Origin of the sequence: Kitasatospora sp. CB02891 (genome assembly GCF_002803145.1) — a bacterium.
GTDB classification, from domain to species: Bacteria; Actinomycetota; Actinomycetes; order Streptomycetales; family Streptomycetaceae; genus Kitasatospora; species Kitasatospora griseola.
Map to the genome: position 1 here is coordinate 666,679 of NZ_NNBO01000002.1, position 12,906 is coordinate 679,584.

The following is a 12,906-nucleotide window of genomic DNA, read 5'->3' on the forward strand; positions in this document are numbered from 1 at the left end:
GCCGCATCGTGAACTGAACCGCATCCGCGAGTCGGGCCGCACCGCGAGCCGGGCCGCACCGTGAACTGAACTGCACCCGCGAGCCGGGCCGCACCGCGAGCCGGGCCGCACCGCGAACTGAACCGCACCGCGAACCGAACCGCGGCGCGGGCTGATCCGCACCCGCGAGTCGGGCCGCACCGCGAGTCGGGCCGCACCGCGAGTCGGGCCGCACCGCGAGTCGGGCCGCACCGCGAACTCAACCGGGTCGGAATCGAACTCGGAACCGGACAAGGAAAGGCGTCACCATGAGCACCCTCGCCGAGCAGCCCCCGTTCCGCCCGCTGGACGAGGACTGGGAGACCGCCCTCGCGATCGTCGCCCACCCCGACGACATGGAGTACGGCGCGGCCGCCGCCGTCGCCCGCTGGACCGCCCAGGGCAAACGCGTCAGCTACCTGATGGTCACCAGCGGTGAGGCCGGGATCGACGGCATGGAACCCGAACTGTGCCGGCCGATCCGCGAGCGCGAACAGGTCGAGTCGGCGGCCCTGGTCGGCGTGGACACCGTCGAGTTCCTCGGCTACCCGGACGGCATCGTGGAGTACGGGCTGCCACTGCGCCGCGACCTGGCACGGGCGATCCGGCGGCACCGGCCGGAGATCGTGATCACCACCAATTTCCGCGAGACGTACGGCGGGGTGTTCCCGAACCAGGCCGACCACATAGCCGTCGGCCGAGCCACGCTGGACGCGGTGCCGGCGGCCGGGAACCGCTGGGTGTTCCGCGAACTCACCGCCGAGGGCCACGAGCCGTGGAACGGCGTCCGGCAGGTGTGGGCGGCCGGCTCGCCCGACGGAATGCACGCCGTCGACACCACCGAGACCTTTGCTGCGGGCGTCGCCTCACTGGAGGCCCACCACGCCTACCTGGCGGGCCTCAGCGGGGAGATGGCCAACGCCGCCGAGTTCCTGGAGTCGATGGGCCGGATCGCCGGAAGCCGCCTCGGGACCACGTTCGCCGCCTCGTTCGAGGTGATCAACTTCCGCTGAGCCGCGGGGCCGTTCCGTCGGGCCGGCCGTCGTTCCCGCCGCTGTCACCGTCGTCGTCGCGCGGGTCCTCGTCGCGCGGGTCCTCGTCGCCGGGGTCGTCGTCGCCGAGGATGAGCGCGAGGTCGCCGAGGTCGAGGGCCCCGAGGTCGCCGTAGTGCCGGACGCCGGGCGCGAGCAGGGCGACCGCGGAGGCCAGCAGGAACGGGTCGACCCGGCACAGGGTGGTGTCACGGCGCACCCGCACGGACGTCCGGTAGGTCTCGGCGAACTCAGGATCGTCCAGCCGGGCGAGGAGCTGGTCCATCATCTCCGTCGCGGGGTGGTCCGCGAGGAGCGGGAACGGGGTGTCCCCGTCGGTGGCGCGCCGGTAGACCAGCAGGGTGCTGCGGGGATGCTCGTCGCACCAGTCCACGGCCAGGACGTCGGCCCAGGCAATGACCTCGGCGGGGCGGGACGACAGGAAGCGGTGGAACGTGATCCCCCGCCCGTCGAACGTCACCCGCCTGCGGCGACCGGAGCAGACGGCGAGGTAGAACAGCGGGACCGGGACGAGCACGAGTTCGATGTGCTGCGCCGGCGCGGCGCCGGGCAGGAAGCAGACCGCGACGAGCCCGGACACGACCAGGCTCCAGAGGACGGCGAACCGCGTCCATCTGGACCGGATCACGTACGAACCGTCGAACTCGTGCTCGCTCGTCATGATCGACATCCTGTCGCACGCCGGAGCGGGCGTACAGAGTGATCACGGCCCGTTGCGACGGAACGTCACCGTCGGCCGTCGGCCGGCACGTCCTCGCCGCTGTCCTGGTGCGGGATCCGGTCGCCGGCGTCCACCGGCGGCCGACGGCGGTGGCGGAGCCAGGCGCGGGTGCCGACCAGGGCGAGGACGGCCACGAGGGCGATCAGCAGCAGGACCTGGTAACGGACGGCCTGCCGGTACAGGACGGTGATGTTGCTGCCCGCGAAGTAGCCGACCGCGGCCCAGACGCCCGACCAGAGGACGGCGCCCGCGGCGTTGGCGGGCAGGAAGCGCCGCAGCGGCATCCCGGTGGTGCCGGCGACCAGTCCGTTGGTCTGCCGCAGGCCGTCCACGAAGCGGGCGCCGGTGACCACCAGGGTGCCGCGACGGCGGAAGAAGTCCTCGGCGCGGGCCATCCGCTCCGGCGTGAGCCGCAGGTAGCGCCCCCAGCGGTGGACGAACGCCAGGCCGCCGGTGCGTCCGATCAGGTAGGCCAGGCCGTTGCCGGCGAACGCGGCCAGCACCGCGACGGTCACCACCACGGGCAGCGACAGCTGCCCGGCGCCGGCGTAGACCGCGGCCAGCACCAGGATGGTCTGGCCGGGCACCGGGATCGCGCAGTTGTCGAAGAAGACCAGGACGCCGACCGCCAGGTAGCCGTAGTCGTCCAGCAGCGGGGCGAGCTGGGCCAGCGGGCCCGGCAGGGGTGGGGGCAAGGGGGACCGCTCCTCCCACCGGGCCGCGGCCCGGGATCAGCGCTGCTCTTCGCCGGGCCGGTGCTCGACGAGGCAGTCGGGGCCGGGGTAGACGAGGCCTTGGTGTCCGTCCTCGAAACGGACCAGGTAGGGCGGCGAGCCGTCGGTGCCGCGCACCTCGACGATCTCGCCCTTGCGGTCGGTCATGCCGACCGACCGGCTGTACATGTGGACGTGGTCTCCCACTGTGGCTTGCATCGCTGCTCCTGCGGTTCGGCGGGACCGGTGGCCGGGACCGGTGGGACGGGGGCGGACCCCTGTTTCCACTGTGCGGCGGCGCTCCGGGCGGTGCAATGGCGGAACCGGTCAGCCCACGGTGCGCACCGGTCCGGTCACCCGAGCGGCGCCGGTCGCTCGGCGGTCGGCGGAGTGGCGAGGTAGCTGCGCACCAGGCGCTTGCACTCGGCGATCAGCAGCGGGTCGCCGTCCGGGTCGGCGCGGAAGGCGAGCTTGAGCACGGCGTCCGCGCACTCCATGGCGACCCGTAGGGCGACGGCGTAGCCGGGGGCGGCGAAGAGCTCGCCGCCGATGGTGCGCAGGCGCAGCGCGACGGCCGCGTTGTTGTCGAGTTCGGCGTCCAGCAGGTGCAGGTCGTCGATCTCGGCGGGGACGGCGTCGACCAGGCCGAAGTCGAGGTGGCCGAAGCCGGGGAGGGTGCGCTTCATCGCCACGAACTCCTCGACCGCGTGGTCGGTGAACTCGGCGACGCCCGGGTGGCCGGCGGCGTCGACCCGGCGGGCCAGGCCGTCCAGGAAGGACGCCAGGTTGCGTTCGGCGAGGGCGGCGAGCAGGCCCTCCTTGCCGGAGAAGAACTGGTACAGGGTGCCGATCGGCACCTCGGCGCGCTGCGCGACCTCCTTGGTCGTCAGCCCTGCCGAGCCGACCTCGTCGAGCAGACCGGCGCAGGCGTCCAGCAGCCGCTCGTACCGCTCCTGGCTGCGCTGCTGCACCGGGCGGCGGCGGGCGCCGGCCGCCGGGGCACGGGAAGCGGTGGCGGGGGCGGAGGGCTGCGCGGTCATGGCGGACACTCTGCCGCATCGGGTCGCGTCGCGGCCAATCCCGGTGCCGGGCACGCGGGGCGGTGTGATTGGGTGGCCGTTCGACGACGGACGGGAACGTTCCGGCAGGCCCGGGGCGGTGGCGGAGGTGGCGGGTGTGGACGGGCGGCCGGTGACGGTGCAGCGGGCCGGGCGGCTGGAGGACGGCGGGTGCCGGCACCTGCTGGTGTGGCGGGCCGGTCCGGGCTGGCGGATGGTCAGCTCCGGAGTGCTCGGCGGCGGGCTGGGCGAACGCCACTGGGTGCTGAACGCCCAGGTCCGGGCCGGCTACGGGCGGTTGGACCCGGATGCGCACCTGGCCGAACTCGCCGCCGCGCAGGGACTGGTGGGCCCCGGGGTGGGCCTGATGACGGCCGCCGAGGTGGACGCCTGCACCTGGGCGGAGGACGGCGGGGTGACGGCTGTGGTCACCACCGGAATAGGCGTACCGACCTGGGCCGCCGAAGCTGACGAAGCGTCAACTTTCGCCGCTCCGAGGGATTCCTGGGCGCCGGGGACGATCAATGTGCTGGCGGTGGTCCCGGCGGCGGTGGCGGACGCGGGGCTGGTGAACCTGCTGGCGACGGCCACCGAGGCGAAGGTGCAGGCCCTGTTGGAGGCGGGCCGCGACTGTTCGGGCACTCCGTCGGACGCGGTCTGCGTCGCCGTGCGGACGCCGGTGGCGGGCGAGCCGGTCGAGCCGTTCGGCGGCCCGCGCTCGCACTGGGGCTCCCGGCTGGCGCGGGCGGTGCGGGCGGCGGTGTTCGAGGGGGCGGTGCTGGACCGCGAGCGCCGCGCCGAGTGGGACGGCCCGCCGGTGCACCCGGCGACGGTGCCGGGCTGCGAACTCGCGGACGTGCTGACGGGGCGTGGCCCCCGGTAAGGCCGTCAGGTGCCGGGCAGCCGGTCCTGGTCGATCACGTAGACCCGGGTGCGCTCGGGCGCGTCGGCGCAGTGCCGGCCGAGCTTCTCCCAGCGGGACTCGGGGGAGTGCAGCGGCCGGTGGCACCGACGGCACCGGACGACCGGGGCAGGACGGCGCTCGACGGCTGTCCCCGGCAGCGGCGGTTCGACGGTCTTCAGGTCGGTGCTCATCCCTCCAGTTCATCATTCCGGCCCGGCGGCGGTGCGACGGGGGGCCGCCCCCGCGCCCGCGGGCCCGGAGCTGCGGTGCGTCGCGAACGTCCCGCCGGCGGGCAAGGGCTCACGGCTCCAAGGCCGTTCGGGGCGGCGCGGGTATCCTGGGCGCTCTGTGTCGACGGGGGAAAACGGGACGTCATGGTGAGAGTGCTGCTGGCCGAGGACATGCACCTGGTGCGCGGCGCCCTGCGGGCGCTGCTCTCCGCGGCCGGCGACATCGAGGTGGTGGCCGACACCGGGCACGGCGACCAGGTGGTCGCCGCCGCGCTCGCCCACCGGCCCGACGTGGCCGTGCTGGACGTCGACATGCCCGGCGCCGACGGCCTCACCAACGCGGGCGTGCTGCGTGAACGGCTGCCCGGGTGCGGGGTGCTGATCCTGACGGCGCATCGGCGGCCCGAGGTGCTGCGGGCCGCGCTGGCCGCCGGCGCGACGGGGTTCATGCCGAAGGACGCCCCGCCGGAGCGGCTCGCCGAGGCGATCCGGACGGTCGCGGCGGGCGGCACCGCGATCGACCCCGAACTCGCCGCCCGCGCTCTCACGGCCCCCGCCAGCCCGCTCACCGAACGCGAGGCGCAGGCCCTCGCCCTGGCGGCGGACGGCTGCGAGCCGCGCGAGATCGCCAAGCGCCTGCACCTGTCGGCCGGCACCGTCCGCAACTATCTGGCCGCCGCCCAGGTCAAACTCGACGCCCGCACCCGCCTGGACGCCGTCCGGATCGCCCGGGAGGCCGGCTGGCTGCCGACCCCGGTCTCAACTTCCGCTCGGTGACGGGCTGTTGCGCAGGACGCGCAGGCCCCGGACCTGCCAGGAGATCTGGCGGACGTCGGGCCTCGGGCGCAGGTGGCCCCACTGGCCGGCCGACACCGACAGGTTGACGATGATCCAGGCCCGCCAGCCGGCGCCGACGCCGTGGCCGTCCGCGAACACCTGGCGGCCGTCCACCGACCAGACCACCGAGTCCGTGCCGAAGCGGCAGGTGACGGTGAACCAGGTGCCGGGAGTGACCAGACCGTCCAGGTAGGCCGGGCTGCCCGGGTTGACGTGGTTGCTCAGCTCCAGCATCCGCGGGTGGTCGGGGTGGTACTCCAGGACGTCCACCTCGCCGTGCCCGGGCTGCGAGCGGCCCGAGGCGGTGTCCCGACCCCACGTCCAGAGGGCGGGCCAGGCGCCCTGGGTGGCCGACAGCAGGCACTGCGCCTCCAGCACGTCCTCCGGCCGGAGTTCGAAACCGCCCCGGGTGTTCTCCGTGGTCACCAGCGGGGTCCGCCAGCTGAACGGGTTCTCCCGCACCGCCGTGAACACGTCGCCGTCCGGGCCGAAGCCCGCCACCAGGTGGTCCAGCTTGTTGTCACCGCTGTTGCGTCCGTCCGGCGGGTACGCGGACGAAGCGCCGGCGGCCCACTGCGAGGCGTCCGAGAACGGGGCGTCGAAGACGACGACGGGGGCGGGCGTTCCCGGGGCGAGGTCGGCGGAGTCTGTGGGGGCGGCGGAGTCCGTGGGGTCCGTGGGGCTGCCGTTCGGGGGGATCACTTCGGTCACCGGACACTCTCCCGGGTCGTGCGATTGGTTCATCCAGGGGCATTCCCGGCAAAAGCGTTCCACGACCGTCCGCGCCACCGGCGCACTGAGGTGCGAGCGCCGGCGTGGGGGCGCGTGACGGCGTGCGACGGACCGGGCGGGCCGGGCCGGGTGTGACACAGTGGCGCGATGAAGACGATCGGCCTGCTCGGCGGCATGAGTTGGGAATCCACGGCGGAGTACTACCGGCTGCTCAACGAGTTCACCCGCGAACGCCTCGGCGGGCTGCACTCCGCCAAGTGCGTCCTGCACTCGGTGGACTTCGCGGAGATCGAACACCTCCAGGCCACCGGACAGTGGCAGGCGGCGGGCGAACTGCTCGCCGCCGCCGCGAAATCCGTCGAAGCGGGCGGCGCGGACCTGCTGCTGATCTGCACCAACACCATGCACAAGGTGGCCGAACAGGTCTCCGCCGCAGTCGGCATCCCCCTGCTGCACCTCGGCGACGCCACCGCAGAAGCCGTACTGGCCGCCGGAATTCGACGGGTCGGCCTGCTCGGCACCGCGTTCACCATGGAACAGGACTTCTACCGCGACCGCCTCGCCGCCCACGGCCTGGAGGTGATCGTCCCGCCCCCCGCAGACCGGGACCTGGTGCACCGGGTGATCTACCAGGAGCTGTGCCTCGGCGTGGTCCGGCACGAGTCCCGCGAGGCCTACCGCACCGTGATCGCCGCCCTGGTGGCGGCCGGCGCACAGGGGGTGATCCTCGGCTGCACGGAGATCGAGCTGCTCGTCGGCGCGGAGGACAGCCCGGTGCCGGTCTTCCCCACCACGCGGATCCACGCGGCAGCGGCGGTGGCGGCAGCGCAAAGCGAGGGTGAGAACCACCAGGGGAGCGTGGGGGCACCTCCCGGCCCGCCAGGGCTGGGGGGAGAACTGCGCGATGCGGAAGGCACCCGGCCGCGAGATCGCGACGCAGGACGATGACCTGCACGTGATCGCGACCCGGCCGGCGCTCACGCCCTGCTCGGGCGGTGCGCCGCGCCCCTGACCTTCAGGTCGAGCGTCCAGTGATCCGGCGGTGTCGGCCCCGTGGTGAGGCTCGCGCCGAAGGCGCCGGCGCGGGCCGTGAGGTTGGGGGTGCCGTTGCCGGGGTGGTGCGGGCCCGGGTGGGGGTGGTTGTTGGTGAGGTGCAGGCCCTCGGGGTGGAGGGTGAGGGTGCAGTGGGTGGCCCGGCTGTGGCGGAGGAGGTTGGTGACGCCCTCGCGCAGGACGGCCGCGAGCAGGGGGCGGGCCTCGGCGGGGGTGGTGCCGGGGGTGCCGGTGAGTCGCAGGTCGATTCCGGCGGCGGCCAGCAGGGCCTTCGTGGAGGCGAGTTCACGGTCGAGGTCGAGTTCGGTGTGGTCCGCGGGAATGGCGCGCAGCTCGGCGAGGGTGCGTTCGGCGAGGGCGGCGGCCTGCGGCAGGTGCTCGGCGGCGGGTTCGCGGAGGGCGAGCTCGGCGGTGACGGCGACGGCGGTGAGGCCGGAGCCGAGCAGGTCGTGGACGTCGCGGGCGATTCGTCGTCGTTCGCGGGCGACGGCCAGTTCGGCCAGCGCCCGGTGGGCCTCGCGGACCCGGTGCACCAGGGTGGTGAGCAGCGTCAGGCCGTAGTACACGAGGGCGATGGTGACGACGTCGACGGCCGCTGTCCCGCTCACCGTGCCGGCCGCGAGCACCGCCGCGCCGAACGCGGGCCACCCGGCGGCGGGCGGCAGCAGGACCAGCGCGGACGCGGCGGCGAAGGCGAGCAGTTGCGGGTGCGGGCCGGCCGGTCCGAACAGCACGGCGACCGCGAGGGCGCACTGGAGCGCCCACGTCCAGCGGTACCCGGGCGGGTGGACTCCTGGCGGGCGGGGGAGCGAGTGGTGCACCTGGAGGCCGGTGACGACGGTCAACGCGCCGATGGCGACGGCCAGATGGAGCGGGGCGAGGTCGAGGTCGGCGAGGAGGGCGAGGCCGGCGGCCAGGTAGCCGAGGTGGACGGCGATCAGTACGGGCAGCACCGGTGCGGGCGTCGGGCCGTCCGGCGGGTCGGCGGGGCGGGGCGGTTCGGGGGTCGCGCGGACCCGGGCGGCGGCCCGGCGGGCGGTGGCCGCGACGGCGGCGGCGTCCCCGTCGGCGGCCAGCCGCAGGACCGCGGCCAGTGGCACCCCGATCGCGGCGTGCAGCTCACGGGCCGCGCGCCGCCGCTCCTGCGTGACCTGCGCGGCGGCCAACTGGTCGCGTGCGGCGTGGAGTTCGGCGTACAGGTGGAAGAGCCTGGTCAGCGCGTAGACCGTCAGGCCCTGGGCGAGGGCGTTGCTCGCGCCGTTCGCCGCCAGGTGGCCGGTGTCCCCGGCGAGTACTGCGGCGCCTGCCACCACCAGGGCGAATAGCACCCAGCGCACCGGCCGGCGGACCAGCAGCAGCACCGACGCGGCGGCGAAGCCCGGCACGCCCGACCAGGGGGCGAGCAGCAGTTGGGCGGCCGGCGTCCACGCGCCGCGCAGCCGGGTCGTCCACGGCAGGCAGTGCACGGCCTGCACAGCAAGCGCCACCAGGGCGGCGGGCGCGGGCCACCACCCGCCGTCGGCCGGTGCGGCCATGCCGAACATCGCGCCCAGCAGCACCAACGACAGCACCACCGGGCCGGGCAGGCCCTCGTCCTCGTCCTTCGTTCCCCCGAACACCCGGCCATTGTGCCCGAGTTGATCATGCGACTCGCACCCCGGCCGACCGGTGGACGGCGCGGCGCGCGCCGGGGCGCCGTCGGCGGGAGGCTGGAATGGAGGCACGGACTCGGAGGAGGTTGCCATGACTCAGCAGGCCCAGTGCGGGCCGGAGCGGGATCCGGAGTTCTTCAAGGACGTGGCTGCGGTGTTCGCCAAGTACCCGGAGTCGTCGAAGAGGTACTCGGTGCGGTGTCTGGCCGCCGAGACCGAGGTGCTGGGAGTGGACTTCACGAAGCAGGTCGGGGTGTCGCGCATCGAGGGCGGGCGGATGGTGACGGAGTTCGTGAGCCGCGACGACTTCGGGAACGAGTCCGAGGACGGACCGTTCTGCTGCGAACTCGCCGGCGAGGCGCCGCACATGTTCTGCGTGAGGTACTGCAAGCTCTGAGCGCCCGGGTGCGCCCCGCAGGTGGGGGAGGTGCAGAATGCATGCCGACAGGTGCGCCGGGCACTGCACCGACCCCCGGGCCGGGGACGATCGTTGACGCATGATCAGTCGTCGAACCGCCGTCCTCGGCCTCGTCATCGCCGCCGCCCTGCTGTCGACCGCCGCACCCGCACACGCCGCCCCTGCTCCGGTCGTCCCCGTCACGCTGGCCGGGCTGATCGACCGGACGGTGACGGCGCAGCTGAGCCGCGACCGGATACCGGGGGCCGCCGTCGCCGTGGTCGGCGCCGACGGGAGCGTGCTCACCCGGGGCTACGGCGTCGCCGACATCGCCGCCGGGACGCCCGTCGATCCGGACCGCACCGGGTTCTATCTCGGCTCGCTGGCCAAGTTGTTCACCGCGCAGGCCGGCGCCCAGCTGATCGTGGAGGGGCAGCTCGACCCCGGCGCCGACGTCAACCGCTACCTGCCGCCCGCCGACCGCCTGCCCGACAGCTACCCCGGGCACCCCGTCACCACCGACCACCTGCTCACCCACACCGCCGGCTTCGACAGTGATCTGGTTGGCGTCAACTCAGCTGAACCGCAAGGGATTTCCAGCCTGGCCGACAGCCTGGCCGCGCACCGGCCGGCCCGGGTCCGGCCGCCCGGGACGGTCGTCGCCTACGACAACTACGGTGCCGCGCTGGCCGGTCTGGTGGTCGAACGGGTCAGCGGCCGCCCGTTCGCGGAGCAACTGCGCATGCGCGTCCTGGACCCGCTGGGGATGACCCGCACCTCGTTCGTCCAGCCGCACCCCGAGGGCCTGCAACCCGCCCGCGGCTACCGGCCCGACGGCGCGGACGGCTGGGTCGAGGACCGCGGTCAGTACGGGCCGTGGACGCCCAGCGGCCCCGGCGGCCTCACCACCGCCGCCGACATGGCCCGCTGGCTGCGGGCCCAGCTCGCCCCCGACGCCGCCGGACGCCTGATGCAGACCACCCACTACCGGCAGGACCCGGCACTGCCCGGTGTCGGGTACGCCTACGAGGGCTGGACCCGGGACGGCTTCACCGGCTGGTTCAAGGACGGCGACCTGCCCGGCTTCCACGGCAACCTGCTGGTGCTGCCCGAACAGGGCCTCGGCATCTACGTGGTGTACAACGGCGACGGCGTGGACGGCAGCGCCAACTGGGACGGCAAGGAACTGATCCGCGCCGTGGTCGACGCCCTCCCCGGAGCCGAGGCGCCGGCGGGCGGCGGACCTGCGGGCAGTGCGGCGGAGGCCGGGAAGGTCGCCGGGACGTACCGGGCCGCCCGGGTCAGCCGGGACAGCCTGATGCGGACCGAGGAACTGTTCGGCTCGGTCACCGTCACCGCCGAGGGCAGCGGCCTGCGCACCGACGGCCTGGCGCTCGACCCCCGGCACCCCGAACAGCACTGGCTGCCGCTCGGCGGCGACCGCTACCGGGAACGCGACGGGCAGGCGGAAATCGCTTTCCGCAACGGGGTGCTGACCGCCTCCGACAACCCGTCCACCGCCTACCGGGCAATGACCTGGCGGAATCGGCCCGGCCCGCGGCTGGCCGTTCTCGGCGTCGCCCTGACCGTGCTGCTGGGCGCGGCCGTCACCGTGCCCGCCACCGCGCTCACCCGGCGACTGCGCCGGCGGCCCGCCCACCCGCGGCCCGCGCAGGCCGCCCGGGCCGCCGCCGCCCTCGCCGGGCTGCTCGCCGCGGGGTTCCTCACTGCGCTGCTCGCCCTGGTGTCCGACGGCAACGCCATGATGGAGGCCGTCCCGCTCGGCACCCCGCTGGCCCTCGCCCCCACCTGGTGGGGCGCGGCCTTCCCGCTCGTCGCGCTCGCCGTCACCGCCGGTGCGGTGGCCGGCTGGCTGCGCCACTGGTGGCGGCCGGCCGGCCGGCTCGCGATGACCGCCACCGCGCTCGCCTGCTGCGCGTTCACGGCCTTCCTGGCCCAGTACCACCTGATCGCCGGGCCGCTGGGCGGGCTGCTCGGCTGAGCGGGCTCAGACCACGGTGGAGATGCAGAACGGGTGGCCGGCCGGGTCCAGCAGGACCCGCCAGCGCTCGGCGTCCGGCTGGAACTCGGGGGCGACGGCCCCCAGTTCGACCAGTCGGTCCTGCGCGGCGTCCAGGTCGTCGACGCCGAACTCCAGGTGGGCCTGCTTCCCGCCGGACTGGTCCGGCCAGCTCGGCGGCCGGTGGTCGGCCACCTGGTTGAACCCGAGCCCGGCCGCGCCCTCCTGGCCGAGCAGGACGAAGCCGTCGGTGGAGTACACGACGGGCAGGCCGGTGGCGGCGGTGTAGAAGCGGGCGAGTTCGGCCGGATCCGGGCAGTCGAAGGTGACGGCGGACCAGCGGAGGGCAGGTGCGGAGGTGTTTCCGGTGCTCATGGGGAAGACGCTACGACCGGACCAGGACAGGTTCGGTCCTGGTCGTGCGGCACACTGCGAAAGGTGATCACCACCTCCGCCCGGCTGCTGCGCCTGGTCTCGCTGCTGTCCACCCGCCCGTCCTGGACCTGCGGCGCACTGGCCGAACGGCTCACCGTCACCGAGCGCACGGTGCGGCGGGACATCGCCCGGCTCCGCGAACTCGGCTACGGCGTCGAGTCCGACCCCGGGCCCTGGGGCGGCTACCGGCTGCGCGCCGGGTCCCGCGTCCCGCCGCTGATCCTCGACGAGGAGGAGGCGCTCGCGGTGGCCGTCGGGCTGCGCGAGGCCGCGCTCAGCGGCGTCCTCGGCGGCGACCAGGCCGCGCTGTCGGCGCTGCTGAAACTGCGCCAGGTGCTGCCGCCGCGGATCGCCGAACGGCTGGGCGAGCTGGACACGGCGCTGGTGCACACCCCAAGGACCGGTGAACCGCCGCTCGCGCCGGGCCAGTTGCTGGAGCTGGCCGCCGCCTGCCGCGGCGGCGAACGCAGCCGCCTGACCTACCGCGACCGGCAGGGGAAGGCCACCGTCCGGGACGTCGACCCGTACCGCCTGGTCAGCACCGGCCGCCACTGGTACTTCGTCGCCCGGGACGTGGCGCGCGACCAGTGGCGGACCTTCCGCGCCGACCGGGTCGGCCGAATACGCCCCACCGGGCACCCGGTCGACATCGCCGACCCGCCCGACCCGGCGCTGCTGGTCGCCGACTCGCTCGGACGCGCCAGCTACCCGCTCCACGTGACGATCCGGCTCCCGCTGCCGCTCGACCGGGCACTCGAACTGATCCCGCCGACGGTCGGCACCCACCGCCCCGACGGCCCCGACGCCACCGTCGCCGAGATCGGCGGCCCCGACGCGGACGGCCTCGCCCGCTACCTGCTCGGCCTCGCGACACCCCTGCGCGTCCTGGCGCCCGACGAGGTCCGCGACGCCCTGCTGCGCCGCACCCGGGAGCTGCTGGAGGCCAACGAGACCAGCGAAGCCAACGAGACCAGCGAAGCCAACGAAGCCAACGAAGCCAACGAGGGCAACGAGATCGACGAGATCGACGAGATCGACGAGATCGACGAGATCGACGAGGCCGACGCGACGGGCTGAGCCGCGC

At 74.5% G+C, this 12,906-nt stretch carries 15 protein-coding genes; 7 read left to right on the top strand and 8 right to left on the bottom strand.

Features of this window, described 5'->3' with window-relative positions; all coding sequences use genetic code 11:
* Positions 1-287: 287 nt before the first annotated feature.
* A complete protein-coding gene (locus tag CG736_RS08485) occupies positions 288-1,031 on the top strand; it encodes a PIG-L deacetylase family protein (protein ID WP_100585528.1) in 744 nt (247 codons plus the stop codon).
* On the opposite strand, the gene CG736_RS08490 is transcribed toward CG736_RS08485, so the two are convergent.
* The 4 genes from CG736_RS08490 to CG736_RS08505 all read right to left on the bottom strand — a co-directional run bounded on the left by CG736_RS08490 (position 1,018) and on the right by CG736_RS08505 (position 3,544).
* Positions 1,018-1,731 carry a hypothetical protein gene (locus CG736_RS08490; RefSeq protein WP_100585529.1) on the bottom strand — a complete coding sequence of 238 codons (714 nt, stop codon included), beginning with the start codon at positions 1,729-1,731 and terminating at the stop codon, positions 1,018-1,020. The two genes, CG736_RS08485 and CG736_RS08490, sit on opposite strands and share 14 nt — an antisense overlap.
* A gap of 65 nt (positions 1,732-1,796) precedes the next feature.
* A complete protein-coding gene (locus CG736_RS08495; protein ID WP_100585530.1) occupies positions 1,797-2,486 on the bottom strand; it encodes a DedA family protein in 690 nt (229 codons plus the stop codon).
* A 36-nt stretch (positions 2,487-2,522) separates the two neighbouring features.
* Positions 2,523-2,723: a DUF1918 domain-containing protein gene (locus tag CG736_RS08500; protein WP_100585531.1), complete on the bottom strand. Its 201-nt coding sequence runs from the start codon at positions 2,721-2,723 to the stop codon at positions 2,523-2,525.
* 134 nt (positions 2,724-2,857) lie between these two features.
* Positions 2,858-3,544 (bottom strand): TetR/AcrR family transcriptional regulator, encoded by a 687-nt coding sequence (locus CG736_RS08505; RefSeq protein WP_100585532.1) that lies wholly within the window; start codon positions 3,542-3,544, stop codon positions 2,858-2,860.
* 136 nt (positions 3,545-3,680) lie between these two features.
* On the opposite strand from CG736_RS08505, the gene CG736_RS08510 reads away from it, so the two are divergent.
* The gene (locus tag CG736_RS08510) at positions 3,681-4,445 is read left to right on the top strand and encodes an adenosylcobinamide amidohydrolase (RefSeq protein ID WP_232733872.1); all 765 of its coding nucleotides are present in this window, start codon (positions 3,681-3,683) and stop codon (positions 4,443-4,445) included.
* Between the two features lie 5 nt (positions 4,446-4,450).
* Here CG736_RS08510 and CG736_RS08515 read toward each other — a convergent pair whose 3' ends face one another.
* Positions 4,451-4,657, bottom strand: coding sequence for a DUF6011 domain-containing protein (locus CG736_RS08515; protein ID WP_043907866.1), 207 nt, complete (start codon positions 4,655-4,657; stop codon positions 4,451-4,453).
* A gap of 183 nt (positions 4,658-4,840) precedes the next feature.
* Between CG736_RS08515 and CG736_RS08520 the strand changes: the two genes are divergently transcribed.
* Positions 4,841-5,473: a response regulator gene (locus CG736_RS08520; RefSeq protein WP_100585533.1), complete on the top strand. Its 633-nt coding sequence runs from the start codon at positions 4,841-4,843 to the stop codon at positions 5,471-5,473.
* Here CG736_RS08520 and CG736_RS08525 read toward each other — a convergent pair.
* Positions 5,456-6,244, bottom strand: a complete 789-nt coding sequence (locus CG736_RS08525; protein ID WP_198520401.1) for a beta-glucanase — start codon at positions 6,242-6,244, stop codon at positions 5,456-5,458. The two genes, CG736_RS08520 and CG736_RS08525, sit on opposite strands and share 18 nt — an antisense overlap.
* A 168-nt stretch (positions 6,245-6,412) precedes the next feature.
* On the opposite strand from CG736_RS08525, the gene CG736_RS08530 reads away from it, so the two are divergent.
* Entirely contained in the window at positions 6,413-7,213 is an 801-nt protein-coding gene (locus CG736_RS08530) for an aspartate/glutamate racemase family protein (protein WP_100585534.1), read from the top strand.
* A 29-nt stretch (positions 7,214-7,242) separates the two neighbouring features.
* Here the strand turns inward: CG736_RS08530 and CG736_RS08535 are convergent, their stop codons facing one another.
* Positions 7,243-8,937 (bottom strand): histidine kinase, encoded by a 1,695-nt coding sequence (locus CG736_RS08535; RefSeq protein ID WP_100585535.1) that lies wholly within the window; start codon positions 8,935-8,937, stop codon positions 7,243-7,245.
* 124 nt (positions 8,938-9,061) lie between these two features.
* Between CG736_RS08535 and CG736_RS08540 the strand changes: the two genes are divergently transcribed.
* Together CG736_RS08540 and CG736_RS08545 are read left to right on the top strand one after the other, a co-directional pair.
* On the top strand, positions 9,062-9,367 hold the full coding sequence (locus tag CG736_RS08540; RefSeq protein WP_100585536.1) for a hypothetical protein: 306 nt from the start codon (positions 9,062-9,064) through the stop codon (positions 9,365-9,367).
* A 100-nt stretch (positions 9,368-9,467) separates the two neighbouring features.
* Entirely contained in the window at positions 9,468-11,369 is a 1,902-nt protein-coding gene (locus CG736_RS08545) for a serine hydrolase (RefSeq protein WP_100585537.1), read from the top strand.
* A gap of 6 nt (positions 11,370-11,375) precedes the next feature.
* Here CG736_RS08545 and CG736_RS08550 read toward each other — a convergent pair whose 3' ends face one another.
* Positions 11,376-11,762, bottom strand: a complete 387-nt coding sequence (locus tag CG736_RS08550) for a VOC family protein (RefSeq protein ID WP_100585538.1) — start codon at positions 11,760-11,762, stop codon at positions 11,376-11,378.
* Between the two features lie 63 nt (positions 11,763-11,825).
* Here CG736_RS08550 and CG736_RS08555 point away from each other — a divergent pair, with 63 nt between their 5' ends.
* Entirely contained in the window at positions 11,826-12,899 is a 1,074-nt protein-coding gene (locus tag CG736_RS08555; RefSeq protein WP_100585539.1) for a YafY family protein, read from the top strand.
* The last annotated feature ends 7 nt before the right edge of the window (positions 12,900-12,906 follow it).